This window comes from Ramlibacter sp. bp-362 (assembly GCF_054956735.1).
Genome location: NZ_JBUDXE010000002.1, coordinates 114,640 through 137,253, shown reverse-complemented (window position 1 = coordinate 137,253; position 22,614 = coordinate 114,640). Strand labels below are relative to the sequence as shown.

Sequence of the window (22,614 nt, the reverse complement as noted above, 5' to 3'; positions counted from 1 at the left end):
CCATGAAGATCGCCGCCCTGCAGACCGTTTCAGGCACCCACGTTGCCGCCAACCTGGAGCGCGCCCGCGCGCTGCTGGCCGAGGCCGCGCGCGCCGGGGCCGAGCTGGCGGTGCTGCCCGAATACTTCTGCCTCATGGGGCAGCGCGACCGCGACAAGCTGGCGGTGCGTGAAAGCCTCGGCAGCGGTCCGGTGCAGGACTTCCTGGCCGCGAGCGCGCGCGAGCTGGGCCTGTGGATCGTCGGCGGCACGCTGCCGCTCGCGGCCGACAGCGCCGAGCACGTGCGCAACACGAGCCTGGCCTACTCGCCGCAGGGCGAGTGCGTCGCGCGCTACGACAAGATCCACCTGTTCCGCTTCGACAACGGGCGCGAGCAGTACGACGAAGCGCGGGTGATCGAGGCCGGCGCCGCGCCCCAGTGCTTCACCCTGCCCTCGCGCGACGGCCACGCCTGGCGCGTGGGCCTGTCGGTCTGCTACGACCTGCGCTTCCCCGAACTGTATCGCGGCCTCGGCGCCGACCTGCTGCTGGTGCCGAGCGCCTTCACGTACGTGACGGGCGAGGCGCACTGGGAACTGCTGCTGCGCGCCCGCGCCGTGGAAAACCTCGCCTACGTCTGCGCGCCCGCGCAGGGCGGCCGGCACGAGAACGGCCGGCGCACCTGGGGCCACTCGATGGTGGTGGATCCCTGGGGCGGCGTGCTGGCGCAGCGCGCCGAGGAAGGCCCCGGCGTGGTGCTGGCGGAAATCACCGCCGGCCGGCTCGCCGAGGTGCGCAGGCAGCTGCCGGCGCTGGAACACCGGGTGCTGTGAACACCGTCGCGGTCGTCATCCCGCCGGGACTGCGGCGGCTGTCCTCGTGGCGGCGCTGGTCGCTGTGGGTGCTGCTGGGGGTGCTGGTGGTCGGGATGCTCGTCACGCTGGTCTACCTGGCGGCGCGCTACGAGGCGAGCGTCGCGCAGGCGGACGTCGAGCGCGACGCGGCCGACGCGCTGAGCGACATCCGCTCGGCGCTCGCGCGCAACCTGCAGGAACTGCAGGCCCTGCACGCGGGCCACCCGAACCGCCCGACCTGGCGCGCGGAGGCCGACGCGCTGCTGCGCCAGCGGCGCGAACTGGTGCGCATCGAGTGGCGCGGCCCCGGCCTGCAGCTGCTGGTGTCCGCCGACTCGCCCTTCCGCGCGCCGGTGTTCGCCCGGCTGGGGCGCGCGCAGTCCTTGCCGGAGATCCAGCAGGCCTGCCTGACGGCGCGCCGCCTGAGCGGCCCGTCGTACGCGCGCAGCCACTTCGTGCCGCAGCCCGACGGCCTGGGGCTGGAGCTGATGGAGCTGTGCCTGCCGCAGGTGGACGCGGGCATGCTCACGGGCTTCATCGTGGCGACCTATTCGCTGGCGGACCTGCTCGCGACCCAGATCGGCCCGCAGATGGGCCGCAGCCAGGAGATCTCCTTCACCGAGGCCGACGGCACGCGCCTGGCAATGCACGGTCTCGCGCGCCGCGGCACGCGCGTCTTCACGGCGCACCAGCTGCTGGACCTGCCGGGCAACACCATGGTGCTGCGCATGGACAGCTGGCGGCGCTCGGAGCCGGACCTGTTCCCCAACGTGCTGACGGCGCTCGTCACGGTGATGTCGATCGCGCTCGTGACCGTGCTGATCATGCTGGGCCACGACACCCGGCGCCGCCTGCGGGCGGAGGAGGACCTCGCCGACGCGCTCGCCTTCCGCAAGGCGATGGAGGATTCGCTGGTGACGGGGCTGCGGGCGCGCGACCTGCAGGGCCGCACGACCTACGTGAACCCGGCGTTCTGCGAGATGGTCGGCTTCACGCAGGAGGATCTGCTGGGGCGCGGCGCGCCGGCGCCCTACTGGCCGCCCGAACGCGCCGAGGAATACGGCGCGCGGCAGGCGGTGCGCCTCACCGGCGGCCACCAGCCGCCGCGCGAGGGCTTCGAGTCGGTGTTCATGCGCAAGGACGGCACGCGCTTTCCCGTGCTGATCATCGAGGCGCCCCTGATCAACGCGCAGGGCCTGCAGACCGGCTGGATGAGCGCGGTGCTGGACATCAGCGAACAGCGGCGCGTGGAGGAGCTCTCGCGCGCCAGCCAGGAACGGCTGCAGGCCACCGCGCGCCTCGCCACCGTCGGCGAGATGGCCTCCCTCCTGAGCCACGAACTCAACCAGCCGCTGGCGGCGATCGCCAGCTACGCCAACGGCTCGATCAACCTGCTGCAGCAGCCCGCCGCGACGGCGGCGGCCGCCGACCTGCACACGGCCATGCAGCGCATCGCGGAGCAGGCGGACCGCGCCGGCCGCGTGATCAAGAGCGTGCACGACTTCGTGCGGCGGCGCACCCAGACGCGCGAGCCGGTCGCGCCGCAGGAGCTCGTGGAGGCCGTGCTCCCGCTGGTGAACCTGCAGGCGCGCAAGCTGGGCGTGCGCGTCGACAGCCGCATCCCCGAAGGCCTGCCGCGGGTGCTGTGCGACCGCACCATGGTGGAACAGGTGCTGCTGAACCTCGCGCGCAACGCCATGCAGGCGATGGACGAGGCGCACGTCGCGCAGCCCTCGCTGGTGTTGCAGGTGCGGCTGGTGCCCGGCCCGGACGGCGCCAAGCGCTGGCTCGAGTTCTCGGTCGCGGACTGCGGCCCCGGGATTCCCGACGTGGTGCGCCAGCAGCTGTTCACGCCCTTCTTCACCACCAAGGCCGAGGGCATGGGCCTGGGCCTGAGCCTGTGCCGCACCGTCGTGGAGCAGCACGGGGGCCAGCTCGTGTTCGACGCCAACCGGCCGCAGGGTACGATCTTCCGCTTCACCCTGCCCGCCCAAGCCTGAAGCCATGCAGCCCGCCACCGACGCCACCGTGTACATCGTCGACGACGATGCGGGCGTGCGCGACGCGCTCGCCTGGCTGCTGCGCACGCGCGGCCTGGTGTCGGCCGCCTACGCGAGCGCCGAGGCGTTCGAGGCCATGCTGCGGGAGGACTTCCGCCCGGCGCAGGCCTGCTGCCTGCTGCTGGACGTGCGCATGCCCGGCATGAGCGGGCTGGCGCTGTTCGAGCAGATCGTCGCGCGCGGCCTGGCGCAGGCGATGCCCGTGATCTTCCTCACCGGCCATGCGGACGTGCCGACGGCGGTGGACATGGTCAAGCGCGGCGCCTTCGACTTCTGCGAGAAGCCCTTTTCCGACAACGCGCTGGTCGACCGCATCGAGGAGGCGCTGCGCCGCTCGGCCGAGGTGCTCGCGGCGCAGCGGGAGAAGGGCGCGCTGCAGAGCCGGCTGCACGAGCTGACCGAGCGCGAGCGCGACGTCATGCGCCTGGTGGCCAAGGGGCTGCCGAACAAGCTGATCGCCGACCAGCTCGCGATCAGCGTGCGCACGGTGGAAGTGCACCGCGCGCGGGTGTTCGACAAGATGGACGTGAAGTCGGCGGTGGAGCTGGCGAACCTGCTGCGGGATGCGTGAGGGGAAGCGGACATCCGGACGCAGAGGTCGCAAAGGTTACGCAAAGGTCGGCAAAAGAACAGCCTTTGAAGGATGAACATCCAATACGGATTTTCTTTCGCGACTTTTGCGAAACCTTGGCGACTTTTGCGTCCGGTACCCGATCCCGACCCCGTGTTCAGTCGTCCCTTGCCTCGTCGTCCGGCGGCTCGCCGCCCTTGCGGCCGGAGAACATCGTCCACCAGACGATGCCCACGAGCAGCACCAGCGCCAGCAGCGCTTCCGCGAGAATGATCCACATGTTCCGGGTCCTGACTTGTGCCGCCATTGTAGGAATGCTGGCCGCCTGCGCTTCCGTCCCGCTGCCGCCGCTGGAGCCGCCCGCGCCGGCGCCGGCGGTGATCGCGCCCGCGCCCGCGCTGCCCCCGCCGGACGAGGTGGCGCCCGTGCCCGGCGCGCTGGTGCACGGCAAGGCGCGCTGGCAGCCGGTGCGCTGGGAGCAGCTGCCGGGTTTCGCCGACGACGCCCTGCACGAGGCGTGGAACGCCTGGATCCGCAGCTGCGAGCGGCCGCAGCCGCCCTTCGCGGCGCTCTGCCCGGAGGTGCGGCGCCTGTCGATCGCGAGCGGCGAGGAGCAGCGCGCCTGGATGCGGCAGCGCCTGCAGCCGTACCGCGTGGAGCCGCTGCAGCCCGGGCCCGAGCCGCTGCTGACCGGCTACTACGAGCCCCTGCTGGACGCCTCGCGCCTGCCCAGCGCGACGCAGCAGGTGCCGCTGTACCGCCCGCCCGAGGGCCTCGCGAGTCGCCGCCCCTGGTACACGCGCGAGGAGATCGACACCTTGCCGGCGGCGCGCGCCGCGCTGCGCGGGCGCGAGATCGCCTACGTGGCCGATCCGCTGGACGCGCTGGCGCTGCAGATCCAGGGCTCGGGGCGCGTGCGCATCACGGAGCCCGACGGCCGCGTGAGCACCGTGCGGCTGGCGTTCGCCGGCAGCAACGAGCAGCCCTATCGCAGCGTCGGCAGCTGGTTGCTGCAGCAGGGCGCGATCCGCGACGCCTCGTGGCCCGGCATCAAGGCCTGGGCGCGCGCCCATCCCCAGCGCGTGCAGGAGATGCTGTGGAGCAATCCGCGGGTGGTGTTCTTCCGCGAGGAGCCGCTCTCGGACCTCGACGCCGCCTTCGGCCCGCGCGGCGCGCAGGGCGTTCCGCTGACGCCGGGCCGCTCGATCGCGGTGGACAAGGACAGCATCCCCTACGGCACGCCGGTCTGGCTGTCCTCGCCCGGCCCCTTGCTGGCGCTCGACCGCCTCGTATTCGCGCAGGACACGGGCAGCGCGATCGTCGGCGCGGTGCGGGCGGACTACTTCGTCGGCTGGGGGCCGGAGGCGGGCGAGATCGCGGGACGCTTGAAGCAGCCGCTGGCTTTGTGGGTGCTCTGGCCAAGATAGGAACGCAGAGGACGCAGAGGTTTCGCAGAGAACGCAGAAAACTTCATGGATTTTCTCTGCGTCCTCTGCGTGACCTCTGCGCACTCTGCGTTCTAACTGCCAGGCTCACCCCCCAGCTTTCAGATGCGCCAACGGCCAGCTCGAACTCGCCTTCACCTCCCCCAGCGAGAAGCTGGTGTGGATGTCCTTCACGTTCGGCAGGTTGATCAGGACCTTGCGCGCGAACTGCGAGAAGGTGTCCAGGTCGCGCGACACCACCTGCAGCTCGAAGGTCCCCGCGCCGCTGATGTAGTGGCAGGAGACGATCTCCGGGATCTTGCGGATCGCGTCCTCCATCTCGCGCGTGCGCTCGCCGGTGTTGCGGTCCGCGTCCAGGCGCACGAAGGCCAGCACGCCCAGGCCGATGCGGTGGCGGTCGATCTCGGCGTGGTAGCCCTTGATGTACCCGGCCTCCTCCAGCGCCCGCACCCGCCGCCAGCAGGGCGCGGCCGACAGGCCCACGCGCTGGGCGAGCTCCGCGTTGGTCAGGCGCGCGTCGGCCTGGAGCTCGTTAAGGATTTGGATGTCGTATTTGTCGAGTCTTTCCATTTCGCGCCCTTGTCAGCAAGATTCTTTCTCATCCTAAGGGATCGCGGGCACAGAAAGCAAAGACTTATCGGGCGTGCAGCCCTACACTCGGCGCCATGAACGCACCGCTGCCCGAACACATCCGCAAGGCGCTCGAGACGGTCACGCTCGACGACAAGTATTCGCTCGACACCGGCCGCGCCTTCATGAGCGGCGTGCAGGCGCTCGTGAAGCTGCCGATGCTGCAGCGCCAGCGCGATGCGCTGGCCGGCAAGAACACTGCCGGCTTCATCAGCGGCTATCGCGGCTCGCCCCTGGGCGGCTACGACCAGGCGCTGTGGAAGGCCAAGAAGTACCTCGCGGCGCAGAACATCGTGTTCCAGCCGGGCGTGAACGAGGAACTCGCCGCCACCGCGCTGTGGGGCACGCAGCAACTGGGCTTCGCGCCCCCGGGCAGCAACAAGTTCGACGGCGTCTTCGGCATCTGGTACGGCAAGGGCCCCGGCGTGGACCGCTGCTCCGACGTGTTCAAGCACGCCAACATGGCCGGCACCACGCCCTGGGGCGGCGTGATCGCCGTGGCCGGCGACGACCACGTGGCCAAGAGCTCCACGGCGGCGCACCAGAGCGACCACATCTTCAAGGCCTGCGGCCTGCCGGTGTTCTTCCCGGCGACGGTGCAGGAGATCCTGGACCTGGGCCTGCACGCCTTCGCCATGAGCCGCTATTCGGGCGTCTGGGCCGGCATGAAGACCATCCAGGAGATCGTGGAATCCAGCGCCACCGCGGTCATCGACCCCGAGCGCGTGCGGATCCAGCTGCCCACCGACTTCCAGATGCCGCCCGGCGGCGTCCACATCCGCTGGCCCGACGCGGCGCTGGACCAGGAAGCGCGCCTGTTCGACTACAAGTGGTATGCGGCGCTGGCGTACATCCGCGCCAACCGCCTGAACCACAACGTCGTGTCGGGCCCCAACGACCGCTTCGGCATCATCGCCAGCGGCAAGGCCTACAACGACATGCGCCAGGCCCTGCTGGACCTGGGCCTGGACGACGACACCTGCCGCCGGCTGGGCATCCGCGTGCACAAGGTCGCCGTGGTCTGGCCGCTGGAGGCGCAGGGCACGCGCGAATTCGCCGAAGGCCTGCGCGAGATCCTGGTCGTGGAGGAGAAGCGCCAGGTCATCGAATACCAGATCAAGGAAGAGCTCTACAACTGGCGGCCCGACGTGCGGCCGCACGTGCTGGGCAAGTTCGAGGGCGACGGCGACTACTCCGGCGGCGAATGGTCGCAGCCCAACCCCACGGCGCACACGCTGCTGCGCGCCAACGCGGACCTGTCGCCGGCGCTGATCGCGCGCGCGATCGCCCGCCGCCTCGCCAAGCTGGGGCTGGACGCCGACGTGCAGGCGCGCATCGACGCGCAGCTCGCGATCCTGGAGGCCAAGGAACGTTCGATGCAGGTGGTGGAGGTCAAGGGCGACCGCCTGCCCTGGTTCTGCTCCGGCTGCCCGCACAACACCTCCACCGTCGTGCCGGAAGGCTCGCGCGCCATGGCCGGCATCGGCTGCCACTTCATGGCGACCTGGATGGACCGCGCCACCGTGGGCTTCACGCAGATGGGCGGCGAGGGCGTGCCGTGGGTGGGCCAGCAGCCTTTCAGCCACGACCAGCACATCTTCGCCAACCTGGGCGACGGCACCTACTTCCACAGCGGCCTGCTGGCGATCCGCCAGGCGATCGCCGCCGGCGTCAACATCACCTACAAGGTCCTCTACAACGACGCGGTCGCCATGACCGGCGGCCAGCCCGTGGGCGAGCGCCCCGAGGGCCACACGCCGCTGCAGATCGCCCACAGCCTGGCGGCCGAAGGCGTGGTGAAGACTGTGGTGGTGACCGACCAGCCCGAGAAATACGAGGGCGCGGGCCTGCCCCCGGGCGTCACCGTGCACCACCGCGACGAACTCGACAGGATCCAGCGCGAGCTGCGCGCGATCCCGGGCACCACGGCGCTGCTGTACGACCAGACCTGCGCCACCGAGAAGCGCCGCCGCCGCAAGCGCGGGACCATGGTGGACCCGGCCGTGCGCGTGATGATCAACGACCTGGTCTGCGAGGGCTGCGGCGACTGCAGCGTGCAGTCCAACTGCCTGTCGGTCGAGCCGCTGGAGACGGAGTTCGGCCGCAAGCGCACGATCAACCAGAGCACCTGCAACAAGGACACCAGCTGCCTCAAGGGTTTCTGCCCCAGCTTCGTCACCGTGGAAGGCGGCCAGTTGAAGCGCAAGGCGAAAGCGGCCGACGCCCTCCCCTCGCCCTACGAAGGTCCCGAGCTGCCCGAGCCGGCCCTGCCCGCGACCGCGGAGACCTACGGCATCGTCGTCGCCGGCGTCGGCGGCACGGGCGTCATCACCATCGGCCAGCTGCTGGGCATGGCCGCCCACATCGAAGGCAAGGGCATCGTCACGCAGGACGCCGCCGGCCTTGCGCAGAAGGGCGGCGCCACCTGGAGCCACGTGCTGATCGCCGACCGCCAGGAAGCGATCCGCACCACGCGCGTGAGCATGGCCGCGGCCGACCTCGTGATCGGCTGCGACCCGATCGTCACCGGCGGCAAGGAAACGGTGCTGCGCATGCGCCCCGGCCGCACCCGCGTGGCGCTCAACGGCCACGGCACGCCGACGGCCGCCTTCGTGAAGAACGCCGCCTGGCAGAACCCCTCCGACGCCTGCGCCGACGAGATCGCCAAGGCCGTGGGCGCCGACAACCTGTCCGCGTTCAACGCCGAGGCGCTGGCGTCGCGCGTGCTGGGCGACAGCATCTACACCAACCCGCTGATGCTCGGCTACGCCTGGCAGAAGGGCTGGGTGCCGCTGGGCCGCGAGGCGCTGCTGCGCGCGATCGAGCTCAATGGCGTGGCGGTGGAGAACAACAAGGCCGCCTTCGAGTGGGGCCGCCGTGCCGCCCACGACCCGGCGGCGGTCGCGGCGCTGCTGGCGCCGAGCGCCCAGGTGATCGAGTTCAAGAAGCGCGAGAGCCTGGACACCCTCGTCGCGCGCCGCGTGGAGTTCCTCACGGCCTACCAGGACGCCGCCTATGCCGCGCGCTACCGCGAAGTGGTGGAACAGGTGCGCGCCGCCGAGGCGCCGCTGGGCAAGTCCCTGCTGGCCGAGACGGTGGCCAAGGGGCTGTTCAAGCTGATGGCCTACAAGGACGAATACGAGGTCGCGCGCCTGCACACCGAGACCGGTTTCCGCGAGAAGATCGCCGAGCAGTTCGAGGGCGACTACAAGGTGAACTACCACCTCGCCCCGCCGCTGCTGGCGAAGCGCAACGAGAAGGGCGAGCTGGTCAAGCGCAAGTTCGGCCCGGCCACCTACCAGCTGTTCCGGGTGCTGGCGAAGCTGCGCGGCCTGCGCGGCACGGCCCTGGACGTCTTCGGCCGCACCGAGGAGCGCCGCACCGAGCGCGCGCTCATCGAGGAGTACCGCCAGACCGTGCAGGAGCTCGTGGCCGGCCTGCAGCCGGGCAACCATGCCCTGGCCGTGGAGATCGCCGCCCTGCCCGAGAAGATCCGCGGCTACGGCCACGTGAAGGAGCGCAACCTGGCGGCCGTGCGGCCCGAATGGCAGCGCCTGCTGCAGCAGTGGCGCGGGGACCCGGCCGAGCGCCGCGTGGCCTGAAAGCCGCCCCGCATACAATCGTGTCTCCTTGCGCGGCCCGTGCGGCCGCGCCTTTCCCTTGCCGGTTTTCGCTCCTGGAGACACCGTGTTGATTTCTTCCGCCTACGCCCAGACGGCGCCGGCCGCCGCCGGCGGCGACATGCAGTCCTCGTTCATGAGCCTGCTGCCGCTGGTGCTCATGTTCGTGGTCCTCTACTTCGTGATGATCCGCCCGCAGATGAAACGGCAGAAGGAACATCGCGCCATGGTCGAGGCCCTGGCCAAGGGCGACGAGGTCGCCACCGCCGGCGGCCTGCTCGGCAAGGTCACGAAGCTGGGCGACGCCTACCTGGGCGTGGAGATCGCCCCCGGCGTGGAAGTGCAGGTGCAGCGCTCGGCCGTCGTCCAGGTGCTGCCGAAGGGCTCGATCAAGTAAGCCGTGAACCGCTACCCCCTGTGGAAGTACGCGATCATCCTGGTCGCGCTGGTCGTCGGGGTGCTCTACACCCTGCCGAATTTCTTCGGCGAGGATCCGGCCGTCCAGGTGTCCGCCGCGCGCAGCAGCGTGCAGGTGGACGCCGCGGCGCAGGCGCGCATCGAGCAGGCGCTGGCCCAGGCGGGGATCAAGCCGCTCGCCATCAGCCGTGACGCCACCTCGATCAAGGTCCGCTTCGACAGCACCGACGTCCAGCTGAAGGCGCGCGACGTCATCCAGCACGCGCTGGCGCCGAACCCGGACGACTCCGGCTACGTGGTGGCGCTGAACCTGCTGTCCAAGACGCCCGACTGGATGACCGCGATCAACGCGCGGCCGATGTACCTGGGCCTGGACCTGCGCGGCGGCGTGCACTTCATGCTGCAGGTCGACATGCAGGCGGCGCTCACCAAGAAGGCCGAGTCGTACGCCGGCGACCTGCGCAGCACGCTGCGCGAGAAGAACATCCGCCACGCCGGCATCAGCCGCAACGGCCAGGCGGTCGAGATCAACTTCCGCGACGCGGCGGCGCTGCAGGCCGCGCGCAACCTGATCGCCGACCAGTTCCCCGACCTGCAGGTCGCCGAATCGGCGCAGGGCGACACGACCCGGCTGGTGGCCACGCTCAAGCCCGAGGCCGCGCGCAGGGTGCAGGACCAGGCGCTCAAGCAGAACATGGTCACGCTGCACAACCGGATCAACGAGCTGGGCGTGGCCGAGCCGGTGATCCAGCAGCAGGGCGCCGACCGCATCATCGTGCAGCTGCCCGGCGTGCAGGACACCTCGCGCGCCAAGGACATCCTGGGCCGCACGGCGACGCTGGAGGTGCGCATGGTGGACGAGAGCGCCGAAGGCCGCGCCGCCGAGGCGGGCAGCGGCCCGGTGCCCTTCGGCGACGAGCGCTACCTGGACCGCGAAGGCCGCCCGGTGATCGTGAAGAAGCAGGTCATCCTGACCGGCGAGAACCTCACGGACGCGCAGGCCGGCTTCGACGGCCAGACGCAGGAACCGGCCGTGCACCTGACGCTGGACGCCAAGGGCGCCCGCATCTTCCGCGACGTGACGCGCGAGAACGTCGGCAAGCGCATGGCCATCCTGCTGTTCGAGAAGGGCAAGGGCGAGGTCGTGACGGCCCCGGTGATCCGCAGTGAGATCGGCGGCGGCCGGGTGCAGATCTCCGGCCGCATGACGACGGTCGAGGCGAACGACACGGCCCTGCTGCTGCGCGCCGGCTCGCTGGCCGCGCCGATGGAGATCGTCGAGGAAATGACCATCGGCCCGAGCCTGGGCGCCGAGAACATCACCAAGGGCTTCCACAGCGTGACCTGGGGCTTCGTCGCCATCGTCGCGTTCATGGGCATCTACTACATGATGTTCGGCGTGATCTCCGGCATCTCGCTGGCGGTCAACCTGCTGCTGCTGGTGGCCGTGCTGTCGATGCTGCAGGCGACGCTGACGCTGCCGGGCATGGCCGCCATGGCCCTGACGCTGGGCATGGCGATCGACTCGAACGTGCTGATCAACGAGCGGGTGCGGGAGGAACTGCGCGCCGGCGCCTCGCCGCAGGCGGCCATCCATGCCGGCTACGACAGGGCCTGGGCCACCATCCTGGACTCCAACGTCACCTCGCTGCTGGCGGGCCTGGCGCTGCTGGCCTTCGGCTCGGGGCCGGTGCGCGGCTTCGCCGTGGTGCACTGCATCGGCATCCTGACGTCCATGTTCTCCGCCGTGTTCTTCTCGCGCGGCCTGGTGAACGCGTGGTACGGCCGCAAGAAGAAGCTGAAGTCGGTATCCATCGGGACGGTATGGCGGCCGGACGCCGATGGCGCTATAACCAAGGCCGAGTAGAAAAAGAGTTCTGGGCGCCGGCGGCGCCCCCAAAGGAAGCGCAGTGGAGTTTTTCAAGATCCGGCGGGACATCCCCTTCATGGAGAACGCGCTGGTGTTCAACGTGATCTCGGTGGTCACGTTCGTCGCCGCGGTGTTCTTCCTCTTCCACCGGGGGCTGCACCTCTCGGTGGAATTCACCGGCGGCACGGTGATGGAGGTCGCCTATTCGCAGCCGGCGGACATCGAGCAGGTGCGGCGCGCCGTCGCCGACCTCGGCTACCAGGACGTGCAGGTGCAGAACTTCGGCACCTCGCGCGACGTCCTGATCCGCCTGCCGGCGCAGAAGGGCGTCAGTTCCGCGCAACAAAGCGAGCGCACGCTCACCGCCCTCAAGGCGGCCGACCCGGGCGTGTCGCTGCGGCGCGTCGAATTCGTGGGGCCGCAGGTCGGCGAAGAGCTGGTCTCCAACGGCCTGAAGGCCCTGGGCATGGTCGTGGCCGGCATCATGATCTACCTGGCGATCCGCTTCGAGTGGAAGTTCGCCGTGGCGGCGATCATCGCCAACCTGCACGACGTGATCATCATCCTGGGCTTCTTCGCCTTCTTCCAGTGGGAGTTCTCGCTGGCGGTGCTGGCCGCCGTGCTGGCGGTGCTGGGCTACTCGGTCAACGAGTCGGTGATCATCTTCGACCGGATCCGCGAGGCGTTCCGGCGCTACCGCAAGATGTCGACGGTGCAGACGATCGACCACGCGATCACCTCCACCATCAGCCGCACCATCATCACCCACGGTTCCACCCAGGTGATGGTGCTGTCGATGCTGCTGTTCGGCGGCCCGACGCTGCACTACTTCGCGATGGCGCTGACCATCGGCATCCTGTTCGGCATCTATTCCTCGGTCTTCGTGGCCGCGGCCATCGCGATGTGGCTGGGCGTCAAGCGCGAGGACCTGGTCAAGGGCGGGGGCAAGCGGGAAAGCGACCCGAACGATCCCAACGCGGGCGCCACCGTCTGACGAAGAAGGGCGGCGCGATGTCTTCCACGCTCGCTCCCGCCACCGCGCCCCTGGCGCGCCAGGCGCGTGAGCGTTTCGTGGCGCACATGAACGGCGTGCTGCCGGAGCTGGCCGAGGCGGTCCGCAACGTGTTCACCGAGCAGATGAACCAGTCGCAGAGCAGCCGCGACATGCAGCAGCGGCGCGATGCACTGGTGGAATTCGAGCAGGCGGCGTCGAAGTGGGTGGACGCGGTGGCGCGCGGCTGGCGCCGCGCGATCGTGCCGGCCACGGCCACCTCCCGCGTGCGCATGGAGCTCGCCAGCCTGGAGCTGATCGGCGACGACGTCGTCGAGAACAAGATCCTGTCCTCCCGCCTGGCGATGGCGGTGCAGGAAAAGGCGGTCTGGGACCTGAACGACCTGAAGCTGCGCATCACGCACCTGGAAGGCGGCGAGGAGCTCGCCAGCGAGGACGTGCTGCGGCCCGAGGCGCTGGCCCAGGTGCTGGTGGAGCAGTGGACGGCCGTGAAGCTGCCGCGCGAGAGCTGGGTGGTGGTCAAGGACGTGATCCAGCAGTTCATCGTGCCGCGCGCGCTCGACGGCTACCGGGCCGCCAACGAATTCCTGGTCGAGAGCGGCGTGCTGCCGCACATCGACCTGCGCTCGCGCGTCAAGCGTCCGGCGGGCGTGGCGCCGGCCGCACGCGAGCCGGCCGCCGGCGGACCCGCGGGCGCTCCCGCGTCCGGCGGGGGTGGCGCAGGAAGCGCCGGCCAGGGCGCACCCGGTGGCGGCGGTCCTGGCGGGGGTGGCTCCGGCGGCAGCGGTGGCGCAGCGGGCGGCGGCCGCGCGACGGCGGAAGGCGGCGGCTCCGCTGGTGGCGGCGGCGGGGGCGGATCCGGGGCGGCAGGCGGCGGTGGCGCGGCCCAAGGTGCCGCGGGTGCCGCTGGCGGCGGCGGTGCCGCCGACATGGGCGACTCCTTCTTCTCGCCGGCCGCCGTGATGAACGGCCAGGGCGGCGAGGCCACGGGCAGCACGCCGCTCGCGCGCGCGAAAGCGCGGGCCACGGGCGTGATCGGCCAGCTGAAGCGCCTGCTGCGCGACAAGGTCGGCGGCCCCGAGGGGCAGGAAGGCGGCGCGCCGACGCCGCCCTCGCCCTCGCTGGTGGCCGCGGTGACGCACCACGCCACGCAGGTGCAGACCCAGGTGCAGACGCGGGTGAACGACGCCATGACCGTCGGCGACATCGTCATCTTCGACGACGACGCCGTGGAGCAGGTGGCGCTGGACCTGCGGCACCGCTCGCAGGAGCTGAAGCAGAAGGCCTCCTCCTCCAGCGAGAAGGCCACCATCGAGATCGTGGCCCTGATGTTCCAGAGCATCCTGGCCGAGGAGCGCATCCCGCCGGCCGTGCGCGTGTGGTTCGCGCGCCTGCAGATGCCGGTGCTGCGCGTCGCGCTGGCCGAGCCCGAGTTCTTCGGCTCGCTGGAGCACCCGGCGCGCCAGCTGATCGACCGCATGGGTTCCTGCGTGCTCGGCTTCGATTCCACGGCCATCTCCGGTAGCGCGCTGGAGACCGAGATTCGCCGCGTCGTGCAGGTGATCGAGCAGTACCCGGAAACCGGCCGGCGCGTGTTCCAGCTGGTGTACGACGAGTTCCAGCGCTTCCTCTCGCGCTTCCTCACCGAGAAGGGCCCGACGCAGAAGCTGGTGAGCGTCGCGCAGCAGGTGGAGCAGAAGGAGACGATGGCGATCCAGTACACCATCGAGCTGCGCAAGATGCTCAGCGACGTGCCGGTGCGCGAGGAGATCCGCGAATTCCTGTTCAAGGTCTGGGCCGAGGTGCTGGCCGTGGCCGCCGTGAAGAACGGCCCGCAGCACGAGGAGACGCTGGCGCTGAAGAAGTCCGCGAGCGACCTGGTCTGGGCCGCCAGCGCCAAGCCGAACCGCCACGACCGCGCCAAGGTGATCCAGGACCTGCCCGACCTGCTGGCGCGCCTGCGCCGCGGCATGTCGCTGCTGGGCCTGGAGGGCGCCGAGCAGGAGAACCACATCAAGGTGATCGGCGACACGCTGGCCGACGCCTTCCTGTCCAAGACCGAGGCGATCCCGCATGCGCGCATCGAGGAGATGACGCGCCGCCTGGCCAACCTGGAAGACTTCGTCTCCGACGACGACACCGGCGAACTGCCGCTGGACCAGGAGAGCATCGAGATGATGCTGGGCATCGACGCGTCGATGATCGAGGTGATCAGCGCCGGCGGCTCGCAGCCCAATGGCGCGATGATGTCCTGGGCGCGCGAGCTGCAGATCGGCAACTGGTTCACGCTGGACCACAACGGCCGCGTCGCGCAGGTGCAGTACGCCTGGTGCAGCGACCGCCGCCAGCTGCACCTCTTCGCGGCGGCCGACGGCTACTGCTACCTGCTGCCGCTGCGCCGGCTGGCCTCCTACCTGCAGGCGGCGCTGCTGGTGCCGACGGAAGAGGAAGCGCTCACCGTGCGCGCCACGCGCGACGCGCTGGCGAAGCTGGATGCGAATCCGGAGCGGCTGCTGTCCTGAGGGCAGGTGCGGTGGGGTTCGCTTCGCTCACCGCCACCCTACGAATACAAGGCAGATCGGTCCCCGTAGGGTGGCGCGGCTGCGGCCGCGGAAGGTGAGCGCAGCGAACCCCACCGATCCCCCATGACCTTCAATGCGCGACGCGATCCTCGCTGTCGTCGCAAAGCTCGTCGAGCACCAGCGCATCCGGCTCGATGCTGAAGCGCCAGTACACCATCAGCACGATGATCTTCAGCGCGTCCAGCGGCACCGGGTCGCCGGGCACGGCCATCGCGCGGTCCACGACGATCTCGCGCAGGGCCGGGGGCAGCACGCCCGCGCCTTCGAGGAAGCTGAGGAAGCCGAGGCACTCGGCGCCCAGGTGGTCCTGCTCCGCGACCGAGAACACGCGCATGCTCGTCGCGCTCGGCTCGGGCGTCCATTCCAGCTGGGATTCCGCCGGCACGCAGATGTTCTGCGCCGCGACGTTCAGGCCGTCCAGCCAGGCCAGGGCCTGGTGGATCTCCTCCGGTTCGAAGCCGTGGGCGCTCAGCTTGCGTTCGAGCTGGTGGGGCTCGGGGCAGGCGTCGCCGCGCCAGTAGTTTTCGTAGACGAACACCAGCACTTCAAACATGAACCCCAATATAGCCCGGAAGGACGGCGGGCGCGCAAGGGTTCCTGCTTAGGCTGTTGTGAATCCAGGACATGGAACGCAGAGGACGCAGAGGTCACGCAGAGAACGCAAAAGAACAGCCGTCAAAAAAAAGACCCCCGGATCATTTGAATTCTCTGCGTCCTCTGCGTAACCTTTGCGTCCTCTGCGTTCTTCCTCTCACCCCGACGCAATCCGCTGGAAGAGCCCCCCAGGCAGCCGCGCCACCCGCCCCGCGAGTTCGAGTTCGAGCAGTTGCGCCTGCAGCAGCGGCGCCGGGATGCCGGTGCGCGCGATCAGGGCATCGAGTCCGACCGGGTCGAATCCCAGCGCGTGCAGCAGCGGATCCTCGCCTTCGGCTTCCTCCGCGGGCGCGGGCGAAGGCGTCGCCGGCAGCACGAACCGCAGGTCCTCCAGCACGTCCTGCGCGCTTTCCACCAGCTTGGCGCCCTGGCGCAGCAGCGCGTGGCAGCCGCGCGATTGCGGCGCGTGGATGGAGCCCGGGATCGCGAACACTTCCTTCCCCTGTTCCGCGGCCAGGCGCGCGGTGATCAGCGAGCCCGATTCCAGCGCCGCCTCCACCACCAGCGTGCCCTGGCCCAGCGCCGCGATCAGGCGGTTGCGGCGCGGGAAGTTGCCGGCCAGCGGCGGCGTGCCGAGCGGATATTCGCTCAGCACCATGCCGCGCTCGGCGATGCGGTGCGCCAGTTCCAGGTGCCGCTTCGGGTAGACGCGATCGAGGCCGGTGCCGACCACCGCGATCGTCGCGAGCGCATCGGCGGGCGCGCCTTCCAGCGCGCCCTGGTGGGCGGCGCCGTCGATGCCCAACGCCATGCCCGAGACGACGGTGACCCCGGCCTCGGCCAGCGCCCGCGCGAAGGCCCGCGCGTTCAGCAGGCCTTGCGGCGTGGGGTTGCGGCTGCCGACGATGGCGACGGCGCGCTGCGGGGGCTGCTCCAGCCGCCCCATGCGATACAGCATCAGGGGCGGGTCCTCGATGGCGAGCAGCGCCTCGGGATAGCCCGGGTCGCCCAGCGTGAGCACTTCCCGGCGCGCGGGGTCCTGCGCCAGCCAGGCGAGCGTCGCATCGAGCAGCGGCGCCAGGCCTTCCGGCTCGCGCTGGAGCGCCTCGGCCTGCCCGCGTTCGACCACCTGCGCCAGCGTGGCGAGATCCTGCGCGAGGATGGAGGACGGCAGGCCGAAGGCGGCGAGCAGCTTGCGCGCGCCGCCGGAGCCCAGGGAGGGGGTGAGCGCGAGGCGCAGCCAGCCGGCCAGCTCGTCGCGCTCCATGGGGGAACCTAGCGCGGGTTGGTCACGCGGTCGCCGACCATCACGGTGTCGGTGATCTCGAGCACCAGCGCATAGGACAGGCGGTCGAAGGTGCGGAACACCATCAGCATGCCGCTCGGCTCGTCGGGCAGCTTCAGCTGCGCGCGCTCGCCGGGGATGGTGCGGTCGTCCACGCGCCGCCCGGCCCGCAGGATCGTCAGCACGTGGCCCGGCTCGATGCCGTCGGCCCGGCCCAGGCTCAGCGCCACCACCTGGTTCTGGCCCACCAGCGAGACCGCGTCGCCGTAGACCGACACGATGTTGCCGTCCACCGCCGTCGCCGGCGCGTGCGGGATGTAGCTGGTGAAGACGCGCGGCGGCTCGGGCATCAGCCGGTCACCCACGCGGATCTCCTCCTTGGCGCGGGTGATGTCGATGCTCGCCGGCACGATGGTGTCGCGCATGCTGCCGTTGGAGGCCAGCACCGGCTGGATCGATTCGCTGCGCACCAGCTCGGCGCTGCCGAGGTAGCTCGCCTCGTAGCCCAGCACGGCGCCCGTCACCGGGTGCTTCAGTGGCCGCGGGTTGCGGTAGATGCGGAACAGGTTCACCGGCCCGCGCGGGTCGGTCTCCACCAGCGGCGTGCCCTCGCGGCCGCGCGCATAGGCGCGGTCGCCGCGGGTCAGGAGCACCTTGTCTTCCGGCACCCCGACGATGCGCGGGGCCGCGTCCATCTCACCCTCGTTGAGGATGATGGCCTCGTTCAGGAAGGGCTCGATCACGTGCGGCGGCAGCACCGGGATGGAGGTGTCGTCCACGCCCGAGATGCGCGTGCGCGGCGAAACGCGCACCGTGGGCAGGCCCCCCTCGTCGCTGCCGGGCCGGCCGAGGCGCAGCCGCGCCAGGCCGTCCACCTTCTCCAGGTACAACGTCTGCCCGGGATAGATCAGGTGGGGGTTGTGGATCTGGTCCATGTTCATTCCCCACAGCTCGGGCCAGCGCCACGGGCTCTTGAGGAACTTGCCGGAAATGCCCCAGAGGGTGTCGCCACGGACGACCGTGTAGCTGTCGGGCGCGTCGGGCGCCAGTTCGGAGAGCGGGACGCCGGCGCTGGCCACCTGTTCGGCCGTGGCGCGCTGCGAAGGCGTGATCGGATAGTTGGGGAAGGCCTGCGCTGCCGCAGACGTCGCCAACCCGCCTCCCACGATGAGCACGGCACAGGCCGCCATCGTGCGGGTTGCCAGGCCAAAAGCTGCCTTGGTTGGAGCCATCTCGTTTTCGTCCGCTCTTGACAAGTTGCTGGCGATTCTGGCGTCAAGTCATTGATTGGGCAATGTTTATTGCCGATGTAGGCGCCTCGCAACGGCAAAAGTGGCGAAAATAGCGACAACGCCTCCATCTGTCGTCCATGGCCCTCCTTTCGATCCTCACCTATCCCGATCCGCGCCTGCACACGGTCGCCAAGCCCGTGCAGGCGGTGGACGCGCGCATCCGCGCGCTGGTCAAAGACATGCTGGAAACCATGTACGACGCCAACGGCATCGGCCTGGCGGCCACGCAGGTCGACGTGCACGAGCGGCTCATCGTCATCGACACTTCGGAGGAGCGCAACCAGCCCCTGGTGCTGATCAACCCCGAGATCACCTGGGCCAGCGAGGAGACGCAGGTCGGCGACGAAGGCTGCCTGTCGGTCCCCGGCATCTACGACGGCGTGGAGCGCGCCAGCGCCGTGAAGGTGCGGGCGCTCGACGGCGAGGGCCAATCGCGCGAGATCAGCGCTGAAGGCATCCTCGCGGTCTGCATCCAGCACGAGATGGACCACCTGATGGGCAAGGTCTTCGTCGAGTACCTCTCGCCCTTGAAGCGCAACCGGATCAAGACCAAGATGCTGAAGGCCCGCCGCGACACCGAGCGGGTCTGAAGGAGCCACCATGCGCCTGAGCGCCTTGCTGCTCGCCGCCGGCTTGCTGGCCGGCTGTGCCCACCCCTGGAACGTCGTCGACCTCGCGCCGGGCACCCCGCGCGACGAGGTCATCGCCCGCGCCGGCCAGCCCGTGCGCGTGCTGCCGTTGCCTGATGGCGGCCAGCGGCTGCAGTACACGCTGCAGCCCTTCGGCCAGTACGCCTTCATGGCGGACCTCGACGCGAGTGGCCGGCTGGTGCGCGCGCGCCAGGTGCTGACGCCGCGGGAGTTCAACCGCATCGAGGTGGACCGCTGGACCCGCGCCGACGTCGAACGCGAATTCGGCCCGCCCGCCATGGTCGACGGCGTGGCCAGCTGGCCCGGCCCGATCTACACCTACCGCTGGTACAAGCCCGGCCAGGGCAACATGTTCTACTGGGTCTACTTCGACGCGCAGGGCGTCGTGCGGCGCGCGCATCCGGGCATCGAGCACGTGAACGCGCCCAACGACCGCAAGTGATGCGCCTCGTCTTCGCCGGCACGCCCGACTTCGCCCGCACCGCCCTGGAACGCCTTCACGCCGCCGGCTTCGCCATCCCCCTGGTGCTGACGCAGCCGGACCGGCCGGCCGGCCGCGGCATGAAGCTGCAGCCCTCGCCGGTGAAGCAGTTCGCGCAGCAGCACGGCATCCCCGTGGCGCAGCCGCGCAGCCTGCGGCTGGATGGCAAGTTCCCCGAGGACGCGCGGGCCGCCCGCGCGGCGCTGCAGGAGGCGCGGCCCGACGCGATGGTGGTGGCCGCCTATGGCCTGATCCTGCCGCAATGGGTGCTGGACCTGCCGCGCCTGGGCTGCCTGAACATCCACGCGTCCCTCCTGCCACGCTGGCGCGGCGCCGCGCCCATCCACCGCGCCATCGAGGCCGGCGACCGCGAGACCGGCGTCACCATCATGCAGATGGACGCGGGCCTGGACACCGGCGCGATGCTGCTGGCCGAGCGGATTCCGATCGCGCCCGACGACACCACCGCCGCGCTGCACGACAAGCTCGCGGCGCTGGGCGGCCGCCTGATCGTCGAGGCCCTGGAGCTCGCCGCCTGCGGTGGCCTGCGCCCGGTGCCGCAGCCCGCCGAGGGCGTGAGCTACGCGCACAAGATCGAGAAGGCCGAGGCGGCGATCGCCTGGGCGCAGCCGGCCGACGCGATCGAGCGGCGCATCCGCGCCTTCGATCCCTTCCCCGGCGCGACCGCGCAGGTCGGCGGCGAGACCGTGAAGGTCTGGCGCGCCGCCGCAGTGATGCAGGGGCGCGGCAGCGCGGCGCCCGGCACCATCGTCGCGATCGACCAGCACGGCATCGGCGTCGCCTGCGGCGAGGGGCGCCTGGAGATCACCGAGCTGCAGCGCGCCGGCGGCAAGCGCCTGCCGGCCGCCGAGTTCCTGCGCGGCTTCCCGCTCGAAGCCGGCCAGCGCTTCGCTTCCTGATGTTCTTCCTGCGCAGCATCCGCGAGCACGCGGAGTTCCGGAACGGCATGCTCGCGACGGCGTCGGTCATGCCGGGCCTCGGCGCCTGGGCCCTGATGACCGGCGTGGCCATGGTGCAGTCGGGCATGAGCGTGTTCGAGGCCGTCGCCATGACGCTGCTGGTGTACGCGGGCAGCGCGCAGCTCGCGGCCATCCCGCTGATCGTCGCCGGCGCGCCGGCCTGGGTGATCTGGGCCACCGCGTTCTGCGTCAACCTGCGCTTCGTGGTGTTCAGCCTGCACCTGCGCGGCTACCTGATGCACCTGCCGCGCTGGCGCCGGCTGGTCAACGGCTTCCTGTCGGCGGACCTGAGCTACGCCGTGTTCACCGCGCGCTTCCCGCATCCGGCGCAGGACGACGCAGGGCGGCTCGGGCAGGAGGCCTTCCTGGCCGGCAACTACTTCATCACCTGGCTGTCCTGGGTCGTCCCCAGCCTGGCCGGCGTGGTGCTCGCGAACCTGATCCCCGATGCCTGGGGCCTCGGCTTCGCCGGCGTGCTGTGCCTGATCGGCATCCTGGGCACGCTCGCGACCACGCGGCTGCGCGTGCTCGCCGGCGCCGTGGCGGCCGTGGCGGCGGTCGCCGCCTACGCGCTGCCGCTCAAGCTGAACATCGTCGCGGCGATCGCCGTGGCCGTGCTGGTGGGCTTCTGGCTCGAAGGGCGGCGGCCCGCGCCGCCCGAGGAGCGGACCGCATGACGGGGACGACGGACGCCTGGACGCTGTTCGTGATCGTGGGGCTGGGCGGCGTCACGCTGCTCACGCGCTGCTTCTTCTTCATCCTGGACCGGCCCTGGACGCTCCCCGCCTGGGCGCAGCGCGCGCTGCACTACGCGCCGATCGCCGCGATGGCGGGCGTCATCGCGCCCGAGGTGGTGATGAGCCACGGGCAGCTCGTGGCCACCTGGCAGGACGCGCGCCTGTTCGGCGCGGCCGCGGGGATGCTCGCGTATTTCGCGAGCCGCAGCGTGCTGCTGACGCTGGTGGCGGGCATGGTGGTGTACCTTCCACTGCACCTGATCCTGGGCTGGTAAGCGCGGCAGCAGCAGGCCTTCCTAGAATCGGGGGGTCTGGCATCACCCCGAGAAGAACCATGAACGTCCTGCGCTTTTCCGATCTGTGCGACGAGGGCCGCGCCCGCGGCCGCCGCGTCTTCATCCGGGCCGACCTGAACGTGCCGCAGGACGACGCCGGCCACATCACCGAGGACACGCGCATCCGCGCGTCCGTCCCCTGCATCCAGATGGCGCTGGCCGGCGGCGCCGCGGTGATGGTCACCTCGCACCTGGGCCGGCCGACCGAGGGCGAGTTCAAGCCCGAGGATTCGCTGGCGCCAGTGGCGCAGCGCCTGTCCGAGCTGCTCGGGCGTCCCGTGGCGCTGAAGCGCGACTGGGTCGACGGCGTCGACGTGCAGCCCGGCGAGGTCGTGCTGCTGGAGAACTGCCGCCTGAACAAGGGCGAGAAGAAGAACAACCCCGAGCTGGCGCGGAAGATGGCGGCGCTGTGCGACATCTACGTGAACGACGCCTTCGGCACCGCGCACCGCGCCGAGGCCACCACCTACGGCATCGCGCAGTACGCCCAGGTCGCCTGCGCCGGGCCGCTGCTGGCCGCCGAGATCGATGCGATCACCCGCGCGCTCGCCAACCCGAAGCGCCCGCTGGTGGCGATCGTCGCCGGCTCCAAGGTCTCCACCAAGCTGACCATCCTGCAGTCGCTCGCGAGGAACGTCGACCAGCTGATCGTGGGCGGCGGCATCGCCAACACCTTCATGCTGGCCGCGGGGCTGCCGATCGGCAAGTCGCTGGCCGAGCCCGACCTGGTGGGCGAGGCGCGTGCCGTGCTGGACGCGATGAAGGCGCGCGGCGCCGAAGTGCCGATCCCGACCGACGTGGTGGTCGCGAAGACCTTCGCCGCCGACGCGCCGGCCACCGTCAAGGCCGCGCGCGACGTGGCGGTGGACGACCTGATCCTGGACATCGGCCCGCAGACGGCGAAGAAGCTGGCCCAGCAGCTCGAGGCGGCCGGCACCATCGTGTGGAACGGCCCCGTGGGCGTGTTCGAGTTCGACGCCTTCGCCCACGGCACGGAAACCGTCGCCCGCGCGATCGCCGCTTCCGATGCCTTCAGCATCGCCGGCGGCGGCGACACGCTGGCCGCCATCGCCAAGTACGGCATCGAGCAGGACATCGGCTACATCTCCACCGGCGGCGGCGCCTTCCTCGAGGTGCTGGAGGGGAAGAAGCTGCCGGCCTTCGAGATCCTCGAGCAGCGTGCGGCCGGCTGACCACACCGTACCGCTTTGGTAACTCCC

At 70.6% G+C, this 22,614-nt stretch carries 20 protein-coding genes; 15 read left to right on the top strand and 5 right to left on the bottom strand.

The features are described 5' to 3' along the window. Positions 1-2: 2 nt before the first annotated feature. The 3 genes from ACY0MJ_RS03155 to ACY0MJ_RS03145 are packed head-to-tail and all read left to right on the top strand — an operon-like array spanning position 3 to position 3,464. A complete protein-coding gene (locus ACY0MJ_RS03155; protein WP_462636824.1) occupies positions 3-812 on the top strand; it encodes a carbon-nitrogen hydrolase family protein in 810 nt (269 codons plus the stop codon). Continuing rightward, positions 809-2,833 carry a PAS domain S-box protein gene (locus tag ACY0MJ_RS03150; protein ID WP_462636823.1) on the top strand — a complete coding sequence of 675 codons (2,025 nt, stop codon included), beginning with the start codon at positions 809-811 and terminating at the stop codon, positions 2,831-2,833. The genes ACY0MJ_RS03155 and ACY0MJ_RS03150 overlap by 4 nt, the downstream gene beginning before the upstream one ends. Before the next feature lie 4 nt (positions 2,834-2,837). Beyond that, on the top strand, positions 2,838-3,464 hold the full coding sequence (locus ACY0MJ_RS03145) for a response regulator transcription factor (RefSeq protein ID WP_462636822.1): 627 nt from the start codon (positions 2,838-2,840) through the stop codon (positions 3,462-3,464). Positions 3,465-3,621: 157 nt separating this feature from the next. Here ACY0MJ_RS03145 and ACY0MJ_RS03140 read toward each other — a convergent pair whose 3' ends face one another. Beyond that, positions 3,622-3,744, bottom strand: coding sequence for a hypothetical protein (locus ACY0MJ_RS03140; RefSeq protein ID WP_462636821.1), 123 nt, complete (start codon positions 3,742-3,744; stop codon positions 3,622-3,624). Between ACY0MJ_RS03140 and mltA the strand changes: the two genes are divergently transcribed. Continuing rightward, complete coding sequence (gene mltA, locus ACY0MJ_RS03135; RefSeq protein WP_462636820.1) at positions 3,734-4,891, top strand: murein transglycosylase A; 1,158 nt, start codon at positions 3,734-3,736, stop codon at positions 4,889-4,891. The two genes, ACY0MJ_RS03140 and mltA, sit on opposite strands and share 11 nt — an antisense overlap. A 105-nt stretch (positions 4,892-4,996) precedes the next feature. Here the strand turns inward: mltA and ACY0MJ_RS03130 are convergent, their stop codons facing one another. Then, complete coding sequence (locus ACY0MJ_RS03130) at positions 4,997-5,479, bottom strand: Lrp/AsnC family transcriptional regulator (protein ID WP_462636819.1); 483 nt, start codon at positions 5,477-5,479, stop codon at positions 4,997-4,999. Positions 5,480-5,574: 95 nt separating this feature from the next. Here ACY0MJ_RS03130 and ACY0MJ_RS03125 point away from each other — a divergent pair, with 95 nt between their 5' ends. The 5 genes from ACY0MJ_RS03125 (at position 5,575) to ACY0MJ_RS03105 (ending at position 14,980) form a co-directional block, all read left to right on the top strand. After that, positions 5,575-9,141, top strand: coding sequence for an indolepyruvate ferredoxin oxidoreductase family protein (locus tag ACY0MJ_RS03125; RefSeq protein WP_462636817.1), 3,567 nt, complete (start codon positions 5,575-5,577; stop codon positions 9,139-9,141). An 85-nt stretch (positions 9,142-9,226) separates the two neighbouring features. Next, a complete protein-coding gene (yajC, locus tag ACY0MJ_RS03120; RefSeq protein WP_462636816.1) occupies positions 9,227-9,556 on the top strand; it encodes a preprotein translocase subunit YajC in 330 nt (109 codons plus the stop codon). A gap of 3 nt (positions 9,557-9,559) precedes the next feature. Then, positions 9,560-11,443, top strand: coding sequence for a protein translocase subunit SecD (gene secD, locus ACY0MJ_RS03115; protein WP_462636815.1), 1,884 nt, complete (start codon positions 9,560-9,562; stop codon positions 11,441-11,443). A gap of 43 nt (positions 11,444-11,486) precedes the next feature. Then, entirely contained in the window at positions 11,487-12,440 is a 954-nt protein-coding gene (gene secF / locus ACY0MJ_RS03110) for a protein translocase subunit SecF (RefSeq protein WP_462636814.1), read from the top strand. Positions 12,441-12,457: 17 nt separating this feature from the next. After that, on the top strand, positions 12,458-14,980 hold the full coding sequence (locus tag ACY0MJ_RS03105) for a DUF1631 family protein (RefSeq protein WP_462636813.1): 2,523 nt from the start codon (positions 12,458-12,460) through the stop codon (positions 14,978-14,980). A gap of 130 nt (positions 14,981-15,110) precedes the next feature. Here the strand turns inward: ACY0MJ_RS03105 and ACY0MJ_RS03100 are convergent, their stop codons facing one another. The 3 genes from ACY0MJ_RS03100 to ACY0MJ_RS03090 form a co-directional block, all read right to left on the bottom strand. Next, on the bottom strand, positions 15,111-15,593 hold the full coding sequence (locus ACY0MJ_RS03100) for a Smg family protein (protein ID WP_462636812.1): 483 nt from the start codon (positions 15,591-15,593) through the stop codon (positions 15,111-15,113). Between the two features lie 198 nt (positions 15,594-15,791). After that, a complete protein-coding gene (gene dprA, locus ACY0MJ_RS03095; RefSeq protein WP_462636811.1) occupies positions 15,792-16,901 on the bottom strand; it encodes a DNA-processing protein DprA in 1,110 nt (369 codons plus the stop codon). Positions 16,902-16,909: 8 nt separating this feature from the next. Further along, positions 16,910-18,151 (bottom strand): LysM peptidoglycan-binding domain-containing protein, encoded by a 1,242-nt coding sequence (locus tag ACY0MJ_RS03090; protein ID WP_462636810.1) that lies wholly within the window; start codon positions 18,149-18,151, stop codon positions 16,910-16,912. Positions 18,152-18,288: 137 nt separating this feature from the next. Between ACY0MJ_RS03090 and def the strand changes: the two genes are divergently transcribed. From def to ACY0MJ_RS03060, 6 genes are read left to right on the top strand one after another with little or no spacing between them, the layout of a single operon-like run. After that, the gene (def, locus tag ACY0MJ_RS03085) at positions 18,289-18,801 is read left to right on the top strand and encodes a peptide deformylase (protein ID WP_462636809.1); all 513 of its coding nucleotides are present in this window, start codon (positions 18,289-18,291) and stop codon (positions 18,799-18,801) included. Positions 18,802-18,811: 10 nt separating this feature from the next. Then, positions 18,812-19,303, top strand: coding sequence for a hypothetical protein (locus ACY0MJ_RS03080; RefSeq protein WP_462636808.1), 492 nt, complete (start codon positions 18,812-18,814; stop codon positions 19,301-19,303). After that, positions 19,303-20,262, top strand: coding sequence for a methionyl-tRNA formyltransferase (fmt, locus tag ACY0MJ_RS03075; protein ID WP_462636807.1), 960 nt, complete (start codon positions 19,303-19,305; stop codon positions 20,260-20,262). The genes ACY0MJ_RS03080 and fmt overlap by 1 nt, the downstream gene beginning before the upstream one ends. After that, a complete protein-coding gene (locus ACY0MJ_RS03070; RefSeq protein WP_462636806.1) occupies positions 20,262-20,999 on the top strand; it encodes an AzlC family ABC transporter permease in 738 nt (245 codons plus the stop codon). Before fmt ends, ACY0MJ_RS03070 begins: the two co-directional genes overlap by 1 nt. Then, positions 20,996-21,334 (top strand): AzlD domain-containing protein, encoded by a 339-nt coding sequence (locus ACY0MJ_RS03065; RefSeq protein ID WP_462636805.1) that lies wholly within the window; start codon positions 20,996-20,998, stop codon positions 21,332-21,334. Before ACY0MJ_RS03070 ends, ACY0MJ_RS03065 begins: the two co-directional genes overlap by 4 nt. Before the next feature lie 59 nt (positions 21,335-21,393). Then, a complete protein-coding gene (locus ACY0MJ_RS03060; protein ID WP_462636804.1) occupies positions 21,394-22,587 on the top strand; it encodes a phosphoglycerate kinase in 1,194 nt (397 codons plus the stop codon). Positions 22,588-22,614 lie beyond the last annotated feature (27 nt).